The organism is Kitasatospora sp. NPDC059795, assembly GCF_042732175.1.
In the GTDB taxonomy this organism is placed as follows: Bacteria; Actinomycetota; Actinomycetes; order Streptomycetales; family Streptomycetaceae; genus Kitasatospora.
Genome location: NZ_JBHWID010000015.1, coordinates 120403 through 142895, shown reverse-complemented (window position 1 = coordinate 142895; position 22493 = coordinate 120403). Strand labels below are relative to the sequence as shown.

Below are 22493 nucleotides of genomic sequence, written 5' to 3'. Positions count from 1 at the left end.
AAGGATATCACGTTGACCCAAGATCTGGCAAGCGACGCCGTCCTCGCCGCCGAACTCCGCACCGAGCAGCGCCGGTTGACGGAGCTGTACGCCCACCTGGACGCCGCCCGCGAGCAGGCCCGCAGCGCGCTGGAGCAGGCCGCCGACGCGCACCTCGGGCCGGGCGGCACCCGGCAGGCCCGGATCGAGCAGGAGGTGGTGCTCGCCGAACGCACCCGCCGGCTGGCCCGGCTGACCGCCGTCGAACGCGGCCTGTGCTTCGGCCGGATCGACGGCCTCGACGGCGCCGTCCACCGGATCGGCCGGATCGGGCTGCTGGACGAGGAGTTCGAACCGCTGCTGCTGGACTGGCGGGCCCCGGCCGCCCGCCCGTTCTACACCGCGAGCGCCGCCGACCCGGCCGGCCTGCTGCGCCGCCGCCACCTGCGCACCGAGGGCCGGCGGGTGGTCGGCCTGGACGACGAGGCGTTCGACCTGAACGCGCTGGACGCCGAGGGCCGCCGCACCCTGGTCGGCGAGGCCGCGCTGCTGGCCGAGCTGCGCCGGGCCCGGACGGGACGGATGCGCGAGGTGGTGGCGACCATCCAGGCCGAGCAGGACCGGGTGATCCGCTCGGGGCTGCACGGCGCGGTGGTGGTGCACGGCGGGCCGGGCACCGGCAAGACGGTGGCCGCGCTGCACCGGGCCGCCTACCTGCTGTACACCCACCGCGAGGTGCTGGAGCGGCGCGGCGTGCTGGTGATCGGCCCGAACCCGGCGTTCCTGCGCTACATCGAGCAGGTGCTGCCCTCGCTCGGCGAGACCGAGGTGCTGCTGCGCACCCCCGGCGAGCTGTTCCCGGGGGTGCGCGCGGTTGACACGGACCAACCGGAAAGCGCTTTCCTGAAGGGTTCGGAGCGGATGGCGGACGTCCTCGCCGAGGCGGTGCGCCTGCACCAGCGGCTGCCCGCCGGGGACGGCCTGCTCGCCGCCCTCGACCTGCCGCTCCCCCGCCGGCTGCTGGCCGCCGCCCGGGAGCGCGCCCGGGGCCTGCGGCTGCCGCACAACGCGGCCCGCACCGAGTTCCTGCGCGCCGCGCTGCGCGGGCTGGCCCGCACCCGCGCGGACGCGCTCGGCCGTCCCTGGGACGAGGAGGAGGCCCGCTACGCACCGGGCGAGCTGTGGGCCGAGCCGGAGGTCCGCGCCGCCCTGGACGCGCTGTGGCCGCTGCTGACGCCGCAGCAGCTCGTCGGGTCGCTGCTCGCCGACCCCGAGCGCCTCGCCCCGTCCCTGACCCCCGCCGAACGCGCCGCCCTGCACCGCCCGCCGGGCGCGCCGTGGACGGTGGAGGACGTCCCGCTGCTGGACGAGGCCGCCGAACTGCTCGGCAGCGACGGCGCGGAGCGGCGCCGGGCCGCCGCCGCGCAGGGCCGGCAGCGGGCCGACGCCGAGGCGTACGCCCGAGGGGTGCTCCAAGTGACCGGCCAGGAGGGAGACTTGGACGCCGCGGCGCTGGCCGGTCGGCACGCCGACGACGGGCCGTACCGGTCGACCGCGGAGCGGGCGGCGGCGGACCGGGAGTGGACGTTCGGGCACGTGGTGGTGGACGAGGCGCAGGAGTTGTCGGCGCTGGCCTGGCGGATGGTGATGCGGCGGATCCCGACCCGTTCGCTGACGGTGGTGGGCGATCTGGCGCAGACCTCCTCGGCGGCGGGCGCGCGGGACTGGCAGGAGATGCTGGGCCGCTACCTGGGCACCCGCTGGCGGGAGGAGCGGCTGACCGTCAACTACCGCACCCCGGCGCCGATCATGGCGGTGGCGGCGGCGTGGCTCGCGGCCGTCGATCCGGCGGCGGTGGCCCCCGAGTCGGTGCGGGCGGACGGGGAGCGGCCGCGGGCGGTCGCCGTCACGGACTACGCGGCGCAGCTGCCGGCCCTGCTGGCCCAGGACCGGCCGGGGACCACGGGTCTGGTGGTGCCGGACGGGCGGCTGGCGGAGTTGGCGCACCTGGGGGCGCTGAGTGCGGCGCAGTGCAAGGGCCTGGAGTTCGACGCGGTGGTGGTGGCCGATCCGGCGGCGATCCGGGCGCAGTCCCCGCGCGGCGGCCACGACCTGTACGTCGCGCTGACCCGGGCCACCCGCCGGCTGACCGTCGCCCATCACGGTCCGCTGCCGGAGCCGCTGGGGGCGGCGTTCGAAGCGGCGGGGCGGGCGAAAATGGGGTGAAGCGGGCGGGCCGGTCGGGTTAGGGTCCCGCCATGACGACTCGTACGTTCCGAATCATGGTGCGCGGCTCCTTCGACGCCCTCACCGCCGAGCAGCACGCCGAGCTGACCGCCGAGGCGGCCGAGCACGATGTGCTGAAGGCGAAGTTCACCGACGAGGGGCACCTGACGTACGACCTGTCGGCGCGTCCGTTCTTCACCTTCCGGTTCCTGGAGTACGGGGAGGCGGAGGAGGACGTCGTGGCGGCGTCGGTGCGGGCCGAGACGGCGGCGGAGCTGTGGCTGACGGACCGCGGGTACGGCTACAAGAACCTGAAGTCGCAGGCGCAGGACATGACGCTGGCGGCGGTGGGCGCGCGCGGCAAGCAGGAGGCCCGGAAGAAGCACTGACCGGCCGACAGGCGATTCAGAACAGCGTGTCCTGCTCGGCGGCGGGGCGGGCCCGGGGCAGCAGGGTGAGGCCGTCGCAGCTGTCGGCGGCCTCGGCGTGCAGGGTCCAGCCGGTGAGCAGGCGGGTGTCGAGGAGCAGCGGGGGCCCGGCGGGCGGGTCGAGGAAGAGGTGGCCGCCGATCGGTCGGCGCAGTCGGCCGGTCAGGCGGGCGCCGTCGCTGACTGCCTTGACCTGCTGGTACTGCTCGGGGGCGCCGTCGGTGAGGCCGTACAGCTCGACCTGGTCGGTGACGGGGTGTTCGGGCAGCAGGGTGAGCGGGTGCCCCGCGGGCGGTTGACGGTCGAGCAGCGCCAGGGCGCGGGTGCGGCCGGCGGTGAGTTCGGCGTGCCGGTCGGCGGGGGTGGAGAGTGCCCACCAGGCGGGGTACTTGGCGGCGGCGGGGATCCGTTCGCGGGCCAGTTTGGCGTGGGCGAGGGCGAGTTCGGCGCGGCGGACGGCGGGCAGCGGTCCGTGCGCGAGGAACGTCCAGGTGAGGGCGGCCTGTTCGAGCAGGCGGACGGTGCCGCGTTCCTCGGCGGTGAGGCCGACCTTGAGCAGACCGGGGCCGAACCAGGCGAGGTAGAGGCGGTAAGTGCGGCCGTCGTCGAGGATGCGGTCGCGGGCGAGTTGCAGGCCTCGGTCGGCGTTCTGGCAGGTGGGGCACTGGGTGGTGGTGCCGTCGGGTTCGATGGCGGCCCGGTGCGGGCAGGGGCGGTGGCCGCGCGCGGTGGTGGCGCCGGTGCAGCGGCGCGGGCCGGCGATCCGCCAGGCGACGGGGAGCCCGTCGGTGAGCGGCCGGTCGTGCCTGGTGGTGCCGTCGGTGGCGGTGAGCCGGGGTGCGCCGTCCAGCCAGCGCAGCCCGGTCGAGGTCCATCCGTTCGCCTGGTGCATCCGGTGAGTGTAGGGCCTGTCCGGCCCTGGTTGCCCGGACGGACGGTCAGGGGCGCAGCAGCGGCAGGACCTGTTGGCAGAGCCGGGACAGGGCGGTGCGTTGCTCGGCGTCGAGGCTGTCGAAGGCCTGGCGGGCGCGGGTCATGTCGTCGCGGATCCGGTCGAGGACGGCGCGGCCTTCGTCGGTGATGGTGACGATCTTGACGCGGCGGTCGGCGGCGGCGGCTTCGCGGTGGGCGAGGCCGAGTGCTTCGAGGCGGTCGACGATGCCGGTGACGTTGGAGGCGTCGCAGCCGAGGCGGCCGGCGAGGGCGCGCATCGGGACGGGTTCGAGGACGGCCTTGAGTGCTTTGGCCTGTGAGGAGTTGAGGCCGTGGCGGGCCGCTGCGGCGGCGAAGTCCTGGAAGTAGGCCGCGCCGACGGCCGCGACCTGCTCCATCAGTTCGGTGGTGGACGGTGCGGTGCCGGTGCCTGTGGTGCTGCCCATGGCGGTCAGGGTACGCCCATCGTTTCAGTACCTCCAGTATTGAGCGAGGCAAGTATGTCGGGGGGTCGGAGAAACGGCGCGGGTTACAGCACCAGACGGTCGAACAGGTGGTGGAGTTCCGCGTCCGGGTCGACGGTCAGCCCGGTGTGCACGGGGCCGGGCTGGACGACGGCGCTGCGCGGCGCGGTCAGCCAACGGAAGCGCTGCCCGGGGCTGTCGGAGGCGGCCGGCCCGGCGGCCTCGCCGCCCTCGCAGACCGCCTCGATGCCGCGCAGGGCGCGCCGCACGCCGGCCGCGTCGGCGACCGGGTCGAGGGCGAGCAGCCGGCCCTGGTCGAGGTGGGTGCGGGCGCCGAGGTAGCCGGAGTCGCGGCAGTACAGCAGGACGCCGATGTTGACGCACTCGCCGCGTTCGACCCGGGGGACGGCACGGATCAGCGCGTACTCGTAGTCCTTGGGGTGCTGGTCCATCAGCTGGCCACCTCCGGGAGCCAGTCGCGGGGCCCGGCGAGGCGGGCGGAGAGCTGCTCGACGTAGGCGGCGCGGACGTCCTCGGGCGTCTCGAAGCCCGGCTCGTCGACCAGCCACACGTCGGGGACGGCGGCGACGGCGGCGGGCAGCGCGGCCTCGGCGAGGTCGGCGAGTTCGGCGTCGACCTTCGGCAGGTGGCCGACGGCGTGCCGCAGGGCGTGGTCGGAGGCGTCGTAGGGCTTGCGGCGCCAGGCCTCGGCGCGCGTCCAGCTGTGGTGGAAGATCAGGCTGGCGCCGTGGTCGATGAGCCGCAGGCCGCCGGTGGCGACCAGCAGGTTGGGGTTGCGCCAGGACCGGTCGACGTTGCTGATCAGGGCGTCGAACCAGAGCACCCGGGCGGCGGTGTCGGTGTCCACGTCGAAGCAGAGCGGGTCGAAGTTCAGCGCCCCGGAGACGTAGGCCATGCCGAGGTTGGTGCCGCCGCTGGCCCGCATCTGGTCCTGGATCTGCACCTCGGGCTCGCTGCGGGCGAGCACCGGGTCGAGGTCGACCAGGGCGAGTTCGGGCACCGCCAGGCCGAGTCGGCGGCCGAGTTCCCCGGCCAGTACCTCGGCGACCAGCGCCTTGCGGCCCTGGGCCGCGCCGACCCATTTCAGCACGTACAGGCGGCGGTCGTCGGCCTCGATCAGGCCCGGCATCGAACCGCCTTCGCGCAGCGGCGTCGCGTAGCGGACGGCCGTCACCTCGGAGAGCATCCCGACAGCCTAGCGGCCCCCGTGGACGGCCACGGCCCGGGAGCGGTTGGAGATGCACCCGCCGTGGCCCCGTGCGAGTGTGGCCAGCAGTCGTCCTTGAGCCGCTCCCGTCGGCACGGACGCAGTTCCCGGACCCGCACACGTAGGGGATGAACGATGGAACGACCTCGGATCCTGATCGTCGGCGGCGGCTTCGCCGGGCTGGAGTGCGCGCGCCGTCTGGAGCGCAAGCTCGCCCCCTCCGAGGCGGAGATCTCGCTGGTCACGCCGTTCAGTTACCAGCTGTACCTGCCGCTGCTGCCGCACGTCGCGGCCGGGGTGCTGACCCCGCAGTCGGTGGCGATCTCGCTGCGCCGCACGCTGCGCCGCACCCACATAGTCCCCGGCGGGGCGATCGGCATCGATCCGCGCTCCAAGGTCGCCGTGGTCCGCAAGATCACCGACGAGGTGGTCGCGGAGAAGTACGACTACCTGGTGCTGGCGCCGGGCAGCGTCACCCGGACCTTCGACATCCCGGGCCTGCCCGACTACGCGCGCGGCATGAAGACGCTCGCCGAGGCGACGTACATCCGCGACCACGTGATCGCCCAACTCGACCTGGCGTCCGCGTCGATGGACGAGCAGGAGCGGGCCTCGCGGCTCCAGTTCGTGGTGGTCGGCGGCGGCTACGCGGGCACCGAGACGGCGGCCTGCCTCCAGCGGCTGACCACGGCGGCGATCAAGCGCTACCCGCGCCTCGACCCGGACCTGATCAAGTGGCATCTGATCGACATCGCACCGAAGTTGATGCCCGAGCTGGGCGACAAGCTCGGCCAGACCGCGATGGAGATCCTCCGCAAGCGCGGCGTGGACGTGTCGCTGGGCGTCTCGGTCGCGGAGGTCGGCGCGGAGACGGTGAAGTTCACCGACGGCCGCACGCTGCCCTGCCGGACGCTGATCTGGACGGCGGGCGTGGCCGCGTCGCCGCTGATCGGCACCCTGGACGCGGAGACGGTGCGCGGACGCCTCGCGGTGACCGCGGAGATGCGGGTGCCGCAGTTCGAGGGCGTGTTCGCGCTCGGCGACGCCGCCGCGGTGCCGGACCTCGCCAAGGGCGACGGCGCGGTCTGCCCGCCGACCGCGCAGCACTCGGCCCGGCAGGGCAAGCGGGTCGCCGAGAACCTGGTGGCGGCGGTGCGCAACCAGCCGCTGCAACCGTACTTCCACAAGGACCTGGGCCTGGTCGTCGACCTCGGCGGCAAGGACGCGGTCTCCAAGCCGATGGGCGTCGAACTGCACGGCCTGCCCGCCCAGTTGGTGGCGCGCGGCTACCACGTGATGGCGATGCGCACCAACTCCGCGAAGTACCGCACCAGCGCGAATTGGCTGCTGAACGCCACCGCCGGCGACGACTTCGTCCGCACCGGCTTCCTGGCCCGCCAGCCCGCCCGCCTGCGCGACTTCGAGTACACCGATGCCTACCTCTCCCGCGACCAGGTCCGCGAACACGCCCAGGCCCTCCTCGCCAAGGACTGACCGCCCCACCCCCGCACAAGCCCCCGCCCACCCCGGACGGGGGCTTCGTTCAGCAGGTCCAGCAGGACCGGTCGATGGCGAAAAGGCGCTTCGGGTCCGTCGGCTTCGTGCGGCGGCGGGTCAGGTGACGCGGGAGGCGTGGGGCGGGCCGTGGAGGGCGGCGGCGACGGCGGCGGCGAGGGCGGGGGCTTCGGCGGGGTGGAGGGTGGCGACGGAGATGCGGACGGCGGGTGGGGAGGCGAGCCGGAAGCGGGAGCCGGGGGCGACCACCCAGCCGTGGTGGAGGAGGGCGGCGGCGACGGCGGTCTCGTCGGGGACGGGCACCCACACGTTGAGGCCGCTCTCGCCGTGGGCGCGGATGCCGTGCGCGGCGAGCGCGCCGAGCAGCGCGTCGCGCCGGGCCCGGTAGGCGGCGGCGACGGTCGCGGCGGGCGCGGCGTCGGTGCGGCGCAGTTCGACGACGGCGCGTTGCAGCAGGTGGCTGACCCAGCCGACGTCCAGGCGCTGGCGGCCGAGGACCCGGGCGACGGTGTCGGCGTCGCCGGTGAGGACGGCGACCCGCAGGTCGGGCCCGAGGGCCTTGGCGGCGGAGCGGATCAGCGCCCAGTGGTGGACGGTGGCGGTGCCGCGGCCGTCGGCGGCCAGCGACTGGAAGGGCTGGTCGACCATGCCGTGCCCGTGGTCGTCCTCGATCAGCACGGTGTGCGGGCGGGCGGCGAGGACGGTGCGCAGCGCGGCGGCGCGGGCGGGGGTGAGGGCGGCGCCGGTGGGGTTCTGGGCGCGGCTGGTGACGATCAGGGCGCGGGCGCCGGCGTCGAGGGCGGCGGCGACGGCGTCGGGGAGCGGGCCTTCGTCGTCGACGGGGACGGGCGCGGTGCGCAGGCCGAGGGCGGGGAGCAGGTCGAGGACGCTGCCCCAGCCCGGGTCCTCGACGGCGACGGTGTCGCCGGTGCGCAGGGTGGCGGCGAGGACGCGGCCGATGCTGTCCAACGCGCCGGAGCAGACGGCGAGTTCGCCGTCGGGGGCGCCGTCGGCGCGGAATTCGGCGCGGAAGCCGTCGAGGAGTTCGGGTTCGGCGACGGCGTCGCCGTAGAGGGCGGCGGGGCCGGTCGCGGCGGCGGCGAGGGCGGGACCGAGCGGGGGCAGCAGGGCGGGGTCGGGGTTGCCGGCGGACAGGTCGCGGGCGCCGGGCGGGACGGGCAGTCGGGCCTCGTCGCGGGGGGTGGTGGCGGGCCGGGGGCGGATGCGGCTGCCGCGGCGGCCGGCGGTCTCGATGACGCCGCGTTCGCGCAGCAGGCGGTAGGCGGCGGCCACCGTGTTGGGGTTGACGCCGAGTGCGCCGGCCAGGTCGCGCAGTGGTGGCAGGGCGGCGCCGGGTTCCAGTTGTCCGTCGGCGATGGCGCGTTCGACGTCGGCGGCGATCTCGCTGGCCCGCCGACCTGTGATCCGATACTCTCCTAGCACAAACGCAATTATGCACTAGTACATAGGGGGTTGTCATGTCGGACACGCCGAAGGACGCCTACGCCCGCAACGATCTCACCACCCCCACCCGGGACAGGGAGCGGGCCTCCTGGGACCGGGACGCGGTGCACGCGGTGCTCGACGCCGGGTACCTGTGCCACCTGGGCTTCGTCCGGGACGGCGCGCCGGTGGTGCTGCCCACGCTGTACGCGCGGGTCGGCGAGCGGCTGTACATCCACGGCTCCACCGGCAGCCGCCCGCTGCGCGGGGCCCGCGACGAGCAGGGCCTGCCGGTGTGCGTGACGGTGACGCACCTGGACGGGCTGGTGCTGGCGAAGTCCGCGTTCAACCACTCCGTCAACTACCGCTCGGTGGTGGCGCACGGCACCGCGTACCAGGTCACCGACCCGGAGGAGCTGCGGACGGCGCTGGACGCGATCGTCGAGCAGGTGGTGCCGGGGCGCGCCGCGGACTGCCGGCCGGGCAGCCCGAAGGAGCTGGCGGCGACGGCGGTGATCCGGCTGGAGCTGGACCAGGTGTCGGCGAAGAGCCGCACCGGCGGCGTGAACGACGAGGAGGAGGACCTCGACCTGCCGTACTGGGCGGGCGTGGTGCCGGTCTCCGCGGTGTACGGCGCGCCGGAGCCCTCCCCGCACTCGTCCCTCCCGCTGCCCGGCTACCTGGCGGGGCCGGCATGCTGATCCGGGGCTGGGACCGCGGCGCCGAACGCGAGTGGCAGGAGTGGCTGGCGGCCGGGCGGGACTTCGGCACGCTGGCCGCCAACGGCCCCGAGGGCCCGGTCATGGTGCCCACGCACTTCCTGCTGGACGTCGGGGCGGGCGAGGTCCTGCTGCACCTGGCCGCCCCCAACCCGCTGCTGGCGGCGGTGCGCGCCGACCCGCACGTGACGCTGGCGGTCACCGACGACTACGCCTTCGCCCCGGGCCGCTGGCGCGACCCGCCGTACACGCCGACCAGCTACTACGCCTCGGTGCAGTTCTCCTGCACGGCCGAGGTGGTGGACGACCCGGCGCAGAAGGCGGAGATCCTCAACCGGCAGCTGGCGCACTTCCAGCCCGAGAACACCGAGGACCGGGTGACGGTCGGCGCGGCCCCGTACGGCGGGATGCTGACCGGCCTGCGCGGGCTGCGGCTGACGGTGCGCCGGGTGCGGGCGAAGTTCAAGTACGACGACAAGAAGCCGGTCGAGATGCAGTTGGACATCGCCGAGCGCCTCGCCGAACGGCACGCCGCGACCGGCAATCCGCAGGACGCCGCGGCCCGCGTCCAGATGCTGCGCCGCCGCACCCGCCGCCCGGCGCTCGGCCCTTCGTCGGACTGACAGCCCGTCGGTCGCGGGCGTGTCGGAGCCGTGTCGCGGGGTAGCCGCTGGTCGAATGACCTCCGGATATGTCCGCCCGTCACCGGACGGATCGTCACGTAGGGAGAGAGCACTGGCTACCCACTCCTCCGCCGTCCGGGACGAGCACCTCGGGCATGTGGTGTTCATCTCCGCCGCCGCCGCGATGGGCGGTTTCCTGTTCGGCTACGACAGCGCGGTGATCAACGGCGCGGTCACCGGCATCCAGAAGCACTTCGGCGTCGGCAACGGCGAGACCGCGTTCGTGGTGGCGATCGCGCTGCTCGGCTCGGCGGCCGGCGCCGTGGTGGCCGGCTGGCTGGCCGACCACCTGGGCCGGGTGCGGACCATGCTGATGGCGGCGACGCTGTTCGCGATCAGCGGCATCGGCTCGATGTTCCCGCCCAGCATCCAGGTGCTGGGCGTGTGGCGCGTGGTCGGCGGCATCGCGATCGGCATCGCCTCGGTGATCGCCCCGACGTACATCGCCGAGGTCGCGCCGACCGCCTACCGGGGCCGGCTCGCCTCGTTCCAGCAGATGGCGATCGTGCTCGGCATCACCGTCTCGCAGCTCGCCAACTGGGCGCTCAACCAGGCCGCGGGAGGCGAGTCCACCAACCACCTGGGGGGCATCCAGGCCTGGCAGTGGATGCTCGGCGTGGAGGCCGTGCCCGCGCTGGTGTACGGCCTGATGGCGCTGTCCATCCCCGAGTCGCCGCGCTACCTGATCGCCGACCGGCGCGAGGAGCAGGCCCGCAAGGTGCTGGTCGAGGTCGAGGGCCCGAACGTCGACCTGGACGCCCGGATCGCGGAGATCCGCCGGGTGCTGGAGACCCGCCGCAAGCCGCGGCTGTCGGACCTGCTCGGCGGGCGGTTCGGCCTGCTGCCGATCGTCTGGGTCGGCATCGGCGCCTCGGTGTTCCAGCAGTTCGTCGGCATCAACGTGATCTTCTACTACTCGTCGTTCCTGTGGCAGTCGGTCGGCATCAAGGAGTCCGACTCGCTGCTGCTGTCGCTGTCCACCTCGATCATCAACGTCATCGGCACGGTCATCGCGATGGCGCTGGTCGACCGGATCGGCCGCAAGCCGCTGGCGCTGGCCGGCTCGGCCGGCATGACGGTCGCACTGGCGCTGGCCGCCTGGGCGTTCTCCTACCGGCACGGCACCGGCAACACCGCGACGCTCGACAACACCCACGCCGTGGTGGCACTGGTCGCCGCGCACCTCTTCGTGCTGTGCTTCGCGTTCTCCTGGGGCGTGGTGGTGTGGGTGCTGCTCGGCGAGATGTTCCCGAACGCGATCCGGGCGCTGGCCCTGTCGGTCGCCGCGTCCGCGCAGTGGATCGCCAACTGGGCGATCACCGTCTCCTTCCCGACCCTGTCGGACTGGAACCTGTCCGCGACGTACGTGATCTACGCCTGCTTCGCGCTGCTGTCGATCCCGTTCGTGGTCTTCTGCATCAAGGAGACCAAGGGCAAAGCGTTGGAAGAGATGGGCTGAACACTCCCTGACACACCCTCACCGCGCCGGTGGCGGCGGCGAATTCGGGCCTAGAGTGCCAGACGAACCTTCCTGCCCGCCGCCGCGCGCGGCCACCCCGACGGAGAGGCCATGGGCGCTGCCCGCCAGAACGTCAGCTTCGCCGGACACTCCGGCCGGACCGTGCACGGCTACCTGGCGGCGCCGCCCGCCCGGGTCGGCCCCGGAGTCCTGGTGATCCAGGAGTGGTGGGGGCTGACCCGGCACATCGCGGAACTCACCGACCGGCTCGCCGCCGAGGGCTTCCTCGCCCTCGCGCCCGACCTGTACGGCGGCACCGTCACCCACGACCGGGACGCCGCCGCCCGGATGAAACGCGAACTGCCCGCCGAACGCGCCGCGGAGGAACTCGCCGCGGCCGTCTCCCACCTGCTGGCGCACCCCGGCTCGGTCGGCGACGCGATCGGCGTGGTCGGCTTCTGCATGGGCGGCGGCCTCGCCCTGCGCCTCGCCGCCGCCGAGGGCGACCGGGTCGCCGCCGTCGTCCCGTTCTACGGCCTGCCCGACGACCCCGACTACGACTACCGCGGCCTGACCGCGCACGTCCTCGGCCACTTCGGCGAACAGGACGCCTCGCTGCCCGCCGCCGTCGTCGACGAGGCCGCCATCCGCATCGGCGAGGCCACCGACCGCCGCCCCGAGATCCACTTCTACCCCGCCGGCCACGCCTTCATGAACGACGAGAAGACCCCCAGCAGCTACGACCCCCTCCAGGCCGCCATCGCCTGGCGCCGCACCCTCACCTTCCTCTGGGCGCACCTCGGCTGACGAAAGCCGCCGGCCGGGGCTGCTCGCGGACGGCCGGGGGCCCTGAAATTCGGTGGACAGGGCCGGTGTTGGCGATCCATCGTCTGGCGGTGGGCATCAACTATCCGGCGTGGGCCGGCAGGAACTATCGGATCCAGACCGCCTCGACGGTGGTGAGCGGGCTGGGAAACGCCGCCGCGCCGATCGCCACCGCGTTCGCGGTGCTGGGCGCGGGCTGGGGCACCGCCGAGGTGGGGTACGTGACGGCGGCGCGGACGGTGCCGCTGGTGGTGCTGATGCTGATCGGCGGGGCGGTGGCCGACCGGTGGCCGCGGCACGTGGTGATGGTGAGCGCCAACGTGTTCAACGCGGTGTCGCAGGGCGTGCTGGCCGCGCTGGTGCTGATGGGGCATCCGCCGCTGTGGACGCTGCTGGTGCTGTCCGCGGCGGGCGGCGCCGGGCAGGCGTTCTACGCCCCGGCCGCCGAGGGCGTGATCCTCCGGGCGGTGCCGGCCGAGCACGCGTCGAAGGCGCTCTCGGTGTTCAAGATGGGCATGAACGGCGCGCAGATCGCCGGTGCCGCGCTCGGTGGCCTGCTCGCCGCGGCGGCCGACCCGGGCTGGGTGCTGGCGGGCGACGCGGCCTGTTTCGCGGTGGCCGCGCTGATGCGCTCCGGCCTGACGCAGGTCGGCGGGCAGCGCGCGTCCGGGCCCAGCCTGGTGCACGAACTGCGGGTCGGTTGGCGGGAGTTCGTCTCGCGCCGCTGGCTGTGGGCGATCGTCGTGCAGTTCTCCCTGATGAACGCCTGCGTGCTGGCCGTCGAGACGGTGTACGGGCCGGTGATCGCCGAGGACCGGATGGGCGGCGCCGGGGCGTGGGGCACCGCGATGGCCGCGCTCAGCGTCGGCATGGTGGCGAGCGCGGTGCTGATGGCCCGCTGGCAGCCGCGCCGGATCCTGCTGGTCGGCAACGGCGGCGTGTTCCTGTTCGGCCTGCCCGCGCTGGCGCTGGCGCTCGGCCTGCCGCTGATCCCCGTCGTGGTGGCGATGTTCCTGTCCGGCGTCGGCGTCACGGTGTTCGTGGTGGGCTGGATGGTGGCGCTCCGTCAAGAGATCCCCGAGGAGCTGCTGTCGCGGATCTCCGCGTACGACGCCTTCGGCTCCTTCGCGCTGCTGCCGGCGGGCACCGCGCTGGCCGGTCCGGCGGCGGACCTGCTGGGCCGCTCCGGTGCGCTGTGGGCCTGCGCGTTGACCTGCCTGGGCCTGGCCGCGGCGGTGCTGCTGGTGCCGGAGGTACGGCAGTTGGAGCGCAAGGTGCCCGAGGCGCGCGGCAACCTGCCGCAACCGGAACCTGCCACGTCCGGGTGACTGCCGCCCCGGTCTGCAACCCCCGGCGGCCGAAATGCGTCCGTGCGGACAACTGGCCACGACCCGGTGAGGAAAGCGCATGGGCAAGCCGCTGCTCTACCTTGACGTCGACGGGGTGCTGAACCCGGTGTTCCCGAACCCCGAGGACGACTTCGACTCCCACACCCTGCTCGGCTACTCGGTGCTGCTGTCACCGCGCCACGGCGAGTGGCTGCACGAACTGGCCGAGCACTACGAGCTGGTGTGGGCGACCACGTGGGAGTTCGAGGCGAATCGGTACATCGCCCCGCTGCTGGGCCTTCCGCAGCTCCCCGTGGTGAAGTTCAGCGGGTACGTGCCGCAGCCGGGCGACCCGCGGGTGCCGCTGATGGAGCTGTTCTCGGCGTTCAAGTGGGCGCCGCTGCTGCGGCACGCCCAGGGCCGCCCGTTCGCCTGGATCGACGACTGCATCCCGTCGCGGCTGGTGCGCCGAAGCCTGCTGCGCGCGGACCGGCTGCTGATGCCGATCGACCCGGCGCAGGGCCTGCGCCGCGAGCACGTGGACCGGCTGCTGCGCCGTCCCCCGACCCGGGCCTGGCTCAACCGGCGGGCGGGCTGACCGGCGCCGGGCCGCCCACCTCCACCCAGATCCGCTCCCAGCGGGCGGTGCGGCTGTGCCCGAAGCGGTCGCCGTACCCGAGCACCCGCAGCACCGCCTGCGTCTGGGTGCGGTCGGGGTGCTCGTCGATCTTCAGGCTGACGGTGGTGACGCCGCCGCGGGTCTCGCTCAGCGGCTTGCGTCCCATGAGCTTGTGCAGGGCGTCCTCGATGCGGCGGATCCGGGCCTCGTCGCGCTCGTGGCCCCCGTGCCAGTCCTGTTCGCCGCCCATGCCGCTCCCCTCGCCCGACGGCGCGCCGCCGCGCCGCCGCGCCCACCGGGCTTCACCCTACCGGCAGTTGACCGGCCGCCGGGGCGGATCGGTCAGGACGGATCGGTCAGGACGGATCGGTCAGGACGGATCGGCCAGGGCGGATCGGTCAGGACGGATCGGTCAGGACGGCAGCCAGCCGACGTGCCCGGCCAGCAGCGCGAAGCCGATGAAGCCGACCGTGTCGATCAGGCCGTGCGCGGCGACCAGCGGGCCGACCCGGCGCCAGCGGCGGTACAGCAGGCAGAACACCACGCCCATCACCACGTTGCCGACCAGCCCGCCGATGCCCTGGTACAGGTGGTAGGAGCCGCGCAGCAGGGAGCTGGCCGCGATGATCGCCGGCCAGGTCCAGCCCATCTGGTGCAGGCGGCGCACCAGGTAGCCGACCACCACGACCTCTTCCAGGATCGCGTTCTGCCAGGCGGCGGCGATCAGCACGGGGATCCGCCACCACACGTCGGGCAGGCCGGAGGCGGCGACCGTCAGGTTGAAGCCGGCCGCCTGCATGCCCAGGTAGAACGCCAGCCCGGAGCCGCCGACGGCCGCGGCGAGCAGCGTGCCGCGGCCGAGGTCGGAGAGCTTGTGGCGCAGGTCGAAGCCGATGGTGCGCAGCGAGGCGCCCTCGCGGACCAGCAGGTAGCCGACCAGCGCGACGGGCATCAGGGCGCGGGCGATGTAGTAGAGCTGCCAGGCGAGGTCGAGCCAGGGGCGGCCGGGGGCGCGGGAGGCGTTGAGGGTGGCGACCTGCTGGCCGAGGCCGATGGGTTCGGTGAGCGAGCCGACGAAGCTGATCAGCGCGGAGACGCCGCTCGCGCCGAGCGAGAGCCCGAGGACGATCAGCAGTTCGACGGCGAGCAGCCGGCGCGAGAGGGGCTTGGTGGTGGCCGGCTCGGCCGAGGCGGTGGTCACTGGTCTCCCCGGGGACGGATGCGGCCCGGAGCTCACTCCCGGCTCCGGGCCGATCATCCTTTCACAGCACGATGAGACGTTCCTCGACCCCCGGTGGGGTGTTGGTCAGTCCACCGGCCAGGTGTGCACGGGCTCGCCGCTGCGCATGCCCTCGATGTAGCGGCGGGTCATGGCGGCGATCGCGGCGTTCGGGTCGAGGCCGTGGCGTTCGCGCAGGCGGTGCACGACGGCGGCCTGCCAGGCGGCGCCGTTGGTGCGGCGCAGGCAGCGCTGTTCGATGATGCCGAGGTAGTGGTCGCGGTCGCGGGCGGCGATGCCCCAGCGGTCGAGGCCCTGGTGCGCGAGCGGCAGCAGTTCGTTCAGCACCAGGTCGGTGGCGGGCAGTTCGACCAGGCCGCGGGCGCCGCGCCCGGAGCGGGGCCACCACTGGACGGCGTCGATGCCGTGCCGGGCGCCGTTCCGGAAGTTCTCGTCGGCCTTCTCGAACGGGAGCCTGGTCCAGATCGGACGGGGCTGTTCGGCCAGCACCCGGACCAGGCCGTAGTAGAAGGCGGCATTGGCGAGGACGTCGGCGACGGTGGGCCCGGCGGGCAGGCAGCGGTTCTCCACCCGCAGGTGGGCGACGCCGTCGGCGACGTCGTAGATGGGGCGGTTCCAGCGGTAGATGACGCCGTTGTGCAGCCGCATCTCGCCGAGCCGGGGCGCGCCGCCGGAGGCCAGCACCTTGACCGGGTCCTCGTCGTCGCAGATCGGCAGCAGCGCCGGGAAGTACCGCAGGTTCTCCTCGAACAGGTCGTAGACGGAGTCGACCCAGCGCTCCCCGAACCAGGTGATCGGCCGCACCCCCTGCGCCTTGAGTTCGGCCGTCCGGGTGTCGCAGGCCTGCTGGAACAGCACCGGGCGGGTCTCGCGCCACAGCTCGCGGCCGAACAGGAACGGCGAGTTCGCGCCGAGGGCGAGTTGGACGCCGCAGATGGCCTGGGCGGCGTTCCACACCGAGGCGAACCGGGCGGGGGTGACCTGCAGGTGCAGTTGCACGGAGGTGGCGGCGGCCTCGGCGACCATCGACACCGAGTCGACGGTCAGCCGTTCGACGCCGTCGATGTCGAGCGCGATGTCCTCGCCGCGGGCGGCCAGGATCTGGTCGCTGAGCAGGGTGTAGCGGTCGTTGCTGGACATCGCCTCCCGTCCGGCGTGCGCCAGGTCCAGGGTGGGCAGGATGCCGACCATGACGAGGCGTCCGCCGGCCTGCTCGGCCCGCCGGTCGGCGTAGCGCAGCGCGGCGCCGAGTTCCTCGCGCAGGTCCTCGAAGACGTGCCCGCCGAGGCGGCGGGCGGCGACGTTCAGCTCGATGTTGAAGCGGCCCAGCTCGGTCTGGAAGTCGGTGGAGGCGATCGCGTCCAGCACCTGTTCGTTGCCGAGCATGGGCAGTCCCTGCTCGTCGGCCAGGTTGATCTCGATCTCCACGCCCATCATGGCTTTCGGGCGGTCGAACCGCTCCTCCCTGAGCATCCGCCCCAGCACGTCCAGACAGGACTGGAGCTTGCGGCGGTACAGCTGCCGGTCGGCCAGCTCCGCCCGGGTCGCGACGACTTTCTCGCCCACGGGTGCCTTCCCTCCCCTCGGTCGACAGTGCCTGTGCATCATGCCCAGCGCGAAGATTTCTAGCCTCGGGTGCGAACAGCCGAACGGGGGAGGGTTTCTGACGACCTGTCAGCTCACACCGGCTTGCGCCGCACCACGGAAAGTGATATGAAGGTCACCCTGCGCACTTGTTCGAGTAGAATTCGCACGCCGCTCAGGCCAGGTCAGGGCCGTCCGAGAAACCCCCACTGTCGAGGGACTCGTCGACGACCCGCCCACCCCCTCGGCGCTCTTGCCCAACCGGACACGGCCAGACCCCGTCAACGTCGACGCCATGCCGGTATGCCGCAGTACGCCGATCTCGAACGGAGAGGCGACTCACCATGACGTTGCACCTGTCCCAGCCCCCGGTCGGCGCCCTGCACGCCGTACGCTCGGCCCTCGCGCCCGGGGCGGCCCTGCCGCCGTCGGCGGCCGCCGTGCTCCGCCATAGCGCCGACCGCCCGGAGCCGCTGCTCGCGCTGCCCGTGCACGCCCTGCGCGGGCCCGAGCCCCGGCTGGCCGGGGCGGAGTGCATCGGCTGGCGGTTCCTGCTGCGCGCCCGCCTGCCCGAGGCGGCGGGGCCGCAGTGCCCGCACGGCGGCGGCTGCGACGGGGCGGTCGGCGCGAGGGCGGAGCGGACGGAACGCCCGCTGGTTACCGGCGAGTTCAGCGAGGACGGGCTGGAGCAGGTGGTGGCCGCCGCCGAGGTCGCCGCCGGCGCGGACGGGCCGGTGTTCTCCCACCTGGCCGCCGGCCCGTACCTGGACTCCACGGTCCGGGCGCTGCGGCAGGCCTGGCAGCTGGTGCACCTCTCCCCCGCCCGCTACGAGCCGCGGCTGCTGTCGCTGCCCGAGCACTACGCGTCCGCGCTGTGGCTGCACGGCGCGCTGCCCGGCGAGGACCTGCTGATCCCGCTGGCGCCCGCGCCGGTCGGGGTGGCGGCCCACCAGGTGCTGTCCGCCGCCGAGCTGCTGGCCCGGCTGGCGAACGCCCCGGCGGCCCGGGCGACGGCGCTGATCGGCTGACGCCCTCCCAGTGACGCTCCGTCACCGCTCGGCTCCGTACCACCCGGACGGGCCATGCCGTACTGATCCGATCGGATCGGTCCGGGATGGCCCGTCCGTGCGCGGATCGGAGCGTCCGCGGCCCGGTAGGGTGATCTCGCCGGATCTTCTGTGGCGCATGTCACCAAATGCCTGCGCGCACGCCCGGAGAGTCGGACACTGGTGTCGGTCGGGAGGAAGACCACACCTCCTACCCGGCTGACGCCGTTTCACACCTGTGGCGGTGAAGAAACTTTCCGTCGACAGGGCGGGCGCCCAGGGGGGTGGCCGTGCGGCGGCGCGAATCACGAGTGAAGCGAGGTACAACGATGTGCCAGCACCGAACCGACTGCCCGTCCGCCGAGTCTCCGGACCGTGAGGCGGCCGAAGCGGTCGCCAGCCACCCCGAGCAGGGCTGGAGCCTGCTCTGCAACGGGGTGCTGCTGTTCGACGACACCGGCGAACTGCTGCCGGACGGCCGCGTGATCGCCCCGCGCCGCACCCTGCTGATCGCCGCCTGAACGCCCCCGTTCTCCGCTGTCGACCGATCGACCGGATCGACCCGTCGACCGATCACCCCGCCCGCCCGGAGTTGCGCCCTCCCGGCGGGCGTCGGCGTTCCCCGAGGAGTCGTCAGGAACCTTCAAGAGCCGTCAGGAGCCGTCAGGAGCCGCCGACCGGCAGGTCGGAGGGCGTGGACGGGTCGTACCAGAGGCTGAGCATCGGGGCGTGCCACTGCCAGCCGAGGGTCGCGTAGAGGGCGCGCCCCTGCGTGGTGCCGACCAACAGACCGGTGCGCGCGCCCTCCGCGTGCGCCTCGCTCTGCAGGGTGCGCATCAGCAGCGAGCCGAGGCCGCGGCGACGGTGCTCGGGGACGGTCTCGACCTGGTCGACGACGGCGACCGGGGCCTCCCCCGGGCCGATCCCCGGGCCGACCCCCGGGCCGATCCCGATCTGCCCGCGGGCGGCGTACTCGCCGTCGGCGGTGCGCACCAGGGCGCGGATCACGCCGCCGCGGCTCCAGGTGGTGATCCGGTAGCCGGCCGGGACGGCCGGGGTCTCGGGGCGCAGCCGGCAGGTCATCAGGTGGCCGGGGACGTCGATGTGCCAGCCCGGTCCGATCCAGGGCAGGGCGCGTTCGTCGACGCCGAAGAGCTTGAGCCAGGTCCACGGGACGGTGGTGCCCTCGGTCAGCTTGCGGACGTCCGCCTCGACGGGGGCGGGCAGCACGTGCCGCCAGGGGTGGCGGTACTGGCCGACGTCGATCGTCCAGCCCCAGGGCTCGGGTTGGGGGTCGGCGGCGCCGCGGGAGACCGTCCAGCCGCTGATCCAGGCCCGGACGAGGTCGGGGACGGTCGGGTCGTCGGGCATGGGCACACTCCGCGCTGGGTAAGGGTCCAAGGTCTCTCGCGGATCTTACTTGTCCGGGGCGGGGGCCGTCATCGGGTTTCTCTGTCCGCCCCCGTCGGGGCGAGATGTCTGTACAGGTTGCGGAGCGTGTCATCCGCCGGACATCCGCCGCACTGGTCCAGTCCACTTGGGCGGCTTAGGAATGGTCGCGGCCGGGCGGAGCGACGCCCGGCACCGTGCACGAGGAGCCCCCGATGAGTCCCGAACTGTCGCGCCGTACCCTGCTGGGCGGCGCCGCCGCCGCGGCCGTGCTGTCCGCACTGCCGCTGAGCGTCCGTCAGGCGCTGGCCGCCCCCGCCCGCCCGGGCAAGCTGGAGGACGTCCAGCACGTGGTGATCCTCATGCAGGAGAACCGGGCGTTCGACCACTACTTCGGCACCCTGCCCGGTGTGCGCGGCTTCGGCGACCGCGCCGCGGTGCGCGGCGTCAACGGCCGTTCGATCTTCCACCAGCCCGACCCGTCCCGGGCCGAGGGCTACCTGCTGCCGTTCGCGATGAACGCCGCGCACACCAGCGCCTACCAGCAGGGCGCGCCCTCGTTCGGCTACGGCGACTCGATGAGCGCCTGGAACGACGGCCGGGCGGACGGCTCGGTGACCCGGCGCTCGTCCGGCTGGCTCGGCCAGGGCTACTACGAGAGCGCCGACATGCCCTTCTACCACGCGCTGGCCTCGGTGTTCACCACCTGCGACGCGTACTACGCCTCGGTGCAGTGCAACACCAACACCAACCGCGAGCACCTGATGTCGGGCACCAGCGGCGGCACCGTCCGCGACCTCCCGATGACCGACAACTCCGAGCCCGCCGCCGGGTTCGAGTGGACCACCTACGCGGAGCGGCTGGAGCGCGCCGGCGTCAGCTGGCAGACGTACCAGGCGCTGGACAACTTCGACGACAACGCCTTGGCCTGGTTCACCAACTTCATCAAGGCGAAGCCCGGTTCGGCGCTGTACGAGCGCGGCCTGCGGCAGGTCGGCGACCCGGCGAAGCAGGGCGACCCGTTCGCGATGGGCGACGCGCTGGTCGAGGCGTTCGCCGCCGACGTGCGGGACGACAAGCTGCCGCAGGTGTCCTGGCTGATCGCGCCCGCCGCGCTGTCCGAGCACGCCAACTACGCCCCGCCGAACGGCGAGCACCTGACGGCCCGGCTGCTGGCGGCGCTGACCGCCAACCCGGACGTGTGGGCGAAGACCGTGTTCATCCTCGACTACGACGAGCACGGCGGCTTCTTCGACCACCAGCTGCCGCCCGTCCCGCCGCTGGCCGCCGGGCGCGGCGCGTCCACCGTGCCGGTGGACGGCGAGGTGGTGGTGCGGGTCTCCAAGGGCGGCTCGACGTACCACCGGGTGGTCGGGCAGGACGGCCGCTACCGGGTCAGGAACGCGGACGGCAGCCTGGGTTGGTCCGCGACGCTGCCCGCCGGGGAGACCCTGGTGGCCGGGCCGTTCCCGATGGGCCTGGGCGTGCGGGTGCCGATGGTGGTGGTCTCGCCGTGGACCCGCGGCGGCGTGGTCGACTCCACGGTGTACGACCACACCTCGGTGATCCGACTGCTGGAGAAGCGCTTCGGCGTCGCCGAGCCGAACATCTCGCCGTGGCGGCGGGCCGTCACCGGCGACCTCACCAACCTGTTCGACTTCTCCGGCCAGGACCCGGTGTGGCCCGCGCTGCCCGACACCTCCGGAAACCGGCAGAAGGTCACCGACACCGGCAAGCTGCCCGCGCCGACCGTCCCCAAGCCGCAGGCCTTCCCGCAGCAGCCGCGCGCCACCCGCACCGCCCGGCCCGTCCCGTACCACCTCCAGGTCAAGGCCCGGGTCCGCAAGGGCGTGCTCACCCTCGACCTGGCCAACCCCGGCAGGCAGGGCGCGGTGATCGCCGCCTACCCCGAGCCCGGCGCCGCGCCCCGGCACTACACGGTGGACGTCAAGGGCAAGCTCTCCGACACCTGGCAGATCGGCCCCGACGGCTACGACCTGCGCCTGCACGGCCCGAACGGCGCGCTGTGGCACCTGCGCGGCGACGCGGCCGGCACCTACGAGACGTCCGTCTCCGAGGACGGCGGGGGCGGCTGGCAGCTGGCCGTCGAGGTCGCCAACCGCACCGACGTCAGCCGGGTGATGACCATCGGCGACCTCGCCTACGGCGGCGGGCAGCGCGAGGTGCGACTCGGCGCGGGCGAGTCCGCGGTCGTCAACCTGCCGGTGGGCAAGGAGGGTTGGTACGACGTCGTGGTCACCGCCCGGGACGACGCCCGCTACCGCTTCCGCCGGGCCGGGCGCCTGCCGAACCAGGCCGTGGGCTTCACCGACCCGGCGATCGGCCTCGCCGACCCGCTGCTCGTGGACGTCACGCTGGGCTCCGCGTCCGCCACCATCGACGAACCGCTGCTGCTGCCCGGCCGGCCCGCCCGGCTCAAGGCCCGGTTCACCGCCACCGCCGACCTCGCCGCCCTGGAGGCCGCGCCGGTGCTGCCCGCCGGCTGGTCCGCGGCCGCCGTGGTGACCGCCCTGCCCTCAACTCTCGCTGCCGGCCGCACCGTTGAGGCCGAGTGGAGATCCTGCCGCCCGCGACGCTCGCCACCTCCTCGGCCGGCCGCCTGCTGGTCACCGCCCGCGCCACCGCCGCCGACCGCTACGCCGTCGCCGACGGCGAGCTCGCGGCACGCACCGCCCCGTCGATGGCCGGCCACCTGCTCGGCGAGGACTTCGAGTCGCTGGCCCCGCAGCTCACCGCCGTCTCCGGCGTGCTCGGCTGGACCGCGAAGGCCCCCGCCGGTTGGACGGTCGTCAACGCGCCCGGCATGCCGCAGGGCACCGTCCGCCTCCAGGGCTGGACCTTCCACACCAAGCGCGAGTGGTCCACCCCCGCCGGCCAGGACCGCGGCAACTTCACCCGCGGCCTCGGCATCCTCGCCGTCGCCGACCCCGACGACTGGGACGACACCGGATCCCCCTCCGCCAAGGGCAAGTTCGACTCCACCCTGGTCTCCCCCGCCGTCGCCGTCCCCGCCGGCGCCACCACCCTCCACCTCGCCTTCGACTCCCACTACCGCCAGGAGGCCCCCCAGAAGGCCACCGTCACCGCCGTCTTCGACACCGGCGCCGAAACCCGCCTGCTCACCTACAGCAGCGACGCCACCGGCAACGACAACGCCGGCAAGGACGCCGAGAACGCCTTCATCACCCGCCAGTTCGCCGTCCCCGCGGGCGCGAAGTCGGTGACCCTCAGGTTCCGCATGTACGACGCCGGCAACAACTGGTACTGGGCCGTCGACCACATCCGCCTCGACACCCGCCCGATCACCGCCTGACCACGGCCCGACCACTGCCCGACCACTGCCCGACCCACCGCCGGGCCCCGC

At 73.8% G+C, this 22493-nt stretch carries 21 protein-coding genes; 12 read left to right on the top strand and 9 right to left on the bottom strand.

Features of this window, described 5'->3' with window-relative positions; genetic code table 11:
* The first annotated feature begins 12 nt into the window (after window positions 1–12).
* Window positions 13–2205 (top strand): HelD family protein, encoded by a 2193-nt coding sequence (locus ACFV4P_RS27595; protein WP_380475518.1) that lies wholly within the window; start codon window positions 13–15, stop codon window positions 2203–2205.
* Window positions 2206–2237: 32 nt separating this feature from the next.
* Window positions 2238–2594, top strand: a complete 357-nt coding sequence (locus ACFV4P_RS27590; RefSeq protein WP_380475516.1) for a DUF6204 family protein — start codon at window positions 2238–2240, stop codon at window positions 2592–2594.
* A gap of 16 nt (window positions 2595–2610) precedes the next feature.
* Here ACFV4P_RS27590 and ACFV4P_RS27585 read toward each other — a convergent pair whose 3' ends face one another.
* From ACFV4P_RS27585 to ACFV4P_RS27570, 4 genes are all read right to left on the bottom strand, one after another.
* Entirely contained in the window at window positions 2611–3525 is a 915-nt protein-coding gene (locus tag ACFV4P_RS27585; protein ID WP_380475514.1) for a DUF2797 domain-containing protein, read from the bottom strand.
* 46 nt (window positions 3526–3571) lie between these two features.
* Complete coding sequence (locus ACFV4P_RS27580) at window positions 3572–4012, bottom strand: MarR family winged helix-turn-helix transcriptional regulator (RefSeq protein ID WP_380475512.1); 441 nt, start codon at window positions 4010–4012, stop codon at window positions 3572–3574.
* Window positions 4013–4095: 83 nt separating this feature from the next.
* A complete protein-coding gene (locus tag ACFV4P_RS27575) occupies window positions 4096–4482 on the bottom strand; it encodes a DUF3037 domain-containing protein (RefSeq protein ID WP_380475510.1) in 387 nt (128 codons plus the stop codon).
* Window positions 4482–5237, bottom strand: coding sequence for a HipA family kinase (locus tag ACFV4P_RS27570; RefSeq protein WP_380475508.1), 756 nt, complete (start codon window positions 5235–5237; stop codon window positions 4482–4484). Before ACFV4P_RS27570 ends, ACFV4P_RS27575 begins: the two co-directional genes overlap by 1 nt.
* Window positions 5238–5393: 156 nt before the next feature.
* Between ACFV4P_RS27570 and ACFV4P_RS27565 the strand changes: the two genes are divergently transcribed.
* Window positions 5394–6752, top strand: coding sequence for an NAD(P)/FAD-dependent oxidoreductase (locus tag ACFV4P_RS27565; protein ID WP_380475506.1), 1359 nt, complete (start codon window positions 5394–5396; stop codon window positions 6750–6752).
* Window positions 6753–6872: 120 nt separating this feature from the next.
* Here ACFV4P_RS27565 and ACFV4P_RS27560 read toward each other — a convergent pair whose 3' ends face one another.
* On the bottom strand, window positions 6873–8216 hold the full coding sequence (locus ACFV4P_RS27560) for an aminotransferase class I/II-fold pyridoxal phosphate-dependent enzyme (RefSeq protein ID WP_380475504.1): 1344 nt from the start codon (window positions 8214–8216) through the stop codon (window positions 6873–6875).
* Window positions 8217–8251: 35 nt separating this feature from the next.
* On the opposite strand from ACFV4P_RS27560, the gene ACFV4P_RS27555 reads away from it, so the two are divergent.
* The 6 genes from ACFV4P_RS27555 to ACFV4P_RS27530 all read left to right on the top strand — a co-directional run bounded on the left by ACFV4P_RS27555 (window position 8252) and on the right by ACFV4P_RS27530 (window position 13828).
* Window positions 8252–8917 (top strand): pyridoxamine 5'-phosphate oxidase family protein, encoded by a 666-nt coding sequence (locus tag ACFV4P_RS27555; protein ID WP_380475502.1) that lies wholly within the window; start codon window positions 8252–8254, stop codon window positions 8915–8917.
* Window positions 8911–9558, top strand: coding sequence for an FMN-binding negative transcriptional regulator (locus ACFV4P_RS27550; RefSeq protein WP_380475500.1), 648 nt, complete (start codon window positions 8911–8913; stop codon window positions 9556–9558). Before ACFV4P_RS27555 ends, ACFV4P_RS27550 begins: the two co-directional genes overlap by 7 nt.
* A gap of 157 nt (window positions 9559–9715) precedes the next feature.
* A complete protein-coding gene (locus ACFV4P_RS27545; RefSeq protein WP_274536954.1) occupies window positions 9716–11077 on the top strand; it encodes a sugar porter family MFS transporter in 1362 nt (453 codons plus the stop codon).
* Between the two features lie 111 nt (window positions 11078–11188).
* On the top strand, window positions 11189–11884 hold the full coding sequence (locus ACFV4P_RS27540; RefSeq protein WP_380475498.1) for a dienelactone hydrolase family protein: 696 nt from the start codon (window positions 11189–11191) through the stop codon (window positions 11882–11884).
* Between the two features lie 65 nt (window positions 11885–11949).
* The gene (locus tag ACFV4P_RS27535; protein WP_380475496.1) at window positions 11950–13230 is read left to right on the top strand and encodes an MFS transporter; all 1281 of its coding nucleotides are present in this window, start codon (window positions 11950–11952) and stop codon (window positions 13228–13230) included.
* 79 nt (window positions 13231–13309) lie between these two features.
* Window positions 13310–13828: an HAD domain-containing protein gene (locus ACFV4P_RS27530; RefSeq protein ID WP_073808529.1), complete on the top strand. Its 519-nt coding sequence runs from the start codon at window positions 13310–13312 to the stop codon at window positions 13826–13828.
* Here ACFV4P_RS27530 and ACFV4P_RS27525 read toward each other — a convergent pair.
* The 3 genes from ACFV4P_RS27525 to ACFV4P_RS27515 form a co-directional block, all read right to left on the bottom strand.
* Window positions 13809–14099, bottom strand: coding sequence for a hypothetical protein (locus ACFV4P_RS27525; protein WP_073808531.1), 291 nt, complete (start codon window positions 14097–14099; stop codon window positions 13809–13811). The two genes, ACFV4P_RS27530 and ACFV4P_RS27525, sit on opposite strands and share 20 nt — an antisense overlap.
* A gap of 162 nt (window positions 14100–14261) precedes the next feature.
* The gene (locus ACFV4P_RS27520; RefSeq protein ID WP_380475494.1) at window positions 14262–15050 is read right to left on the bottom strand and encodes a CPBP family intramembrane glutamic endopeptidase; all 789 of its coding nucleotides are present in this window, start codon (window positions 15048–15050) and stop codon (window positions 14262–14264) included.
* 105 nt (window positions 15051–15155) lie between these two features.
* The gene (locus ACFV4P_RS27515; protein ID WP_073808534.1) at window positions 15156–16655 is read right to left on the bottom strand and encodes a glutamate-cysteine ligase family protein; all 1500 of its coding nucleotides are present in this window, start codon (window positions 16653–16655) and stop codon (window positions 15156–15158) included.
* Window positions 16656–17017: 362 nt separating this feature from the next.
* Between ACFV4P_RS27515 and ACFV4P_RS27510 the strand changes: the two genes are divergently transcribed.
* Together ACFV4P_RS27510 and ACFV4P_RS27505 are read left to right on the top strand one after the other, a co-directional pair.
* Complete coding sequence (locus tag ACFV4P_RS27510) at window positions 17018–17701, top strand: hypothetical protein (protein WP_380475492.1); 684 nt, start codon at window positions 17018–17020, stop codon at window positions 17699–17701.
* 347 nt (window positions 17702–18048) lie between these two features.
* Window positions 18049–18240, top strand: coding sequence for a DUF5999 family protein (locus ACFV4P_RS27505; RefSeq protein WP_380475490.1), 192 nt, complete (start codon window positions 18049–18051; stop codon window positions 18238–18240).
* 142 nt (window positions 18241–18382) lie between these two features.
* Here ACFV4P_RS27505 and ACFV4P_RS27500 read toward each other — a convergent pair whose 3' ends face one another.
* Window positions 18383–19090, bottom strand: a complete 708-nt coding sequence (locus ACFV4P_RS27500; RefSeq protein WP_380475488.1) for a GNAT family N-acetyltransferase — start codon at window positions 19088–19090, stop codon at window positions 18383–18385.
* Window positions 19091–19323: 233 nt separating this feature from the next.
* Here ACFV4P_RS27500 and ACFV4P_RS27495 point away from each other — a divergent pair, with 233 nt between their 5' ends.
* On the top strand, window positions 19324–22353 hold the full coding sequence (locus ACFV4P_RS27495) for a phosphocholine-specific phospholipase C (RefSeq protein WP_380475486.1): 3030 nt from the start codon (window positions 19324–19326) through the stop codon (window positions 22351–22353).
* The last annotated feature ends 140 nt before the right edge of the window (window positions 22354–22493 follow it).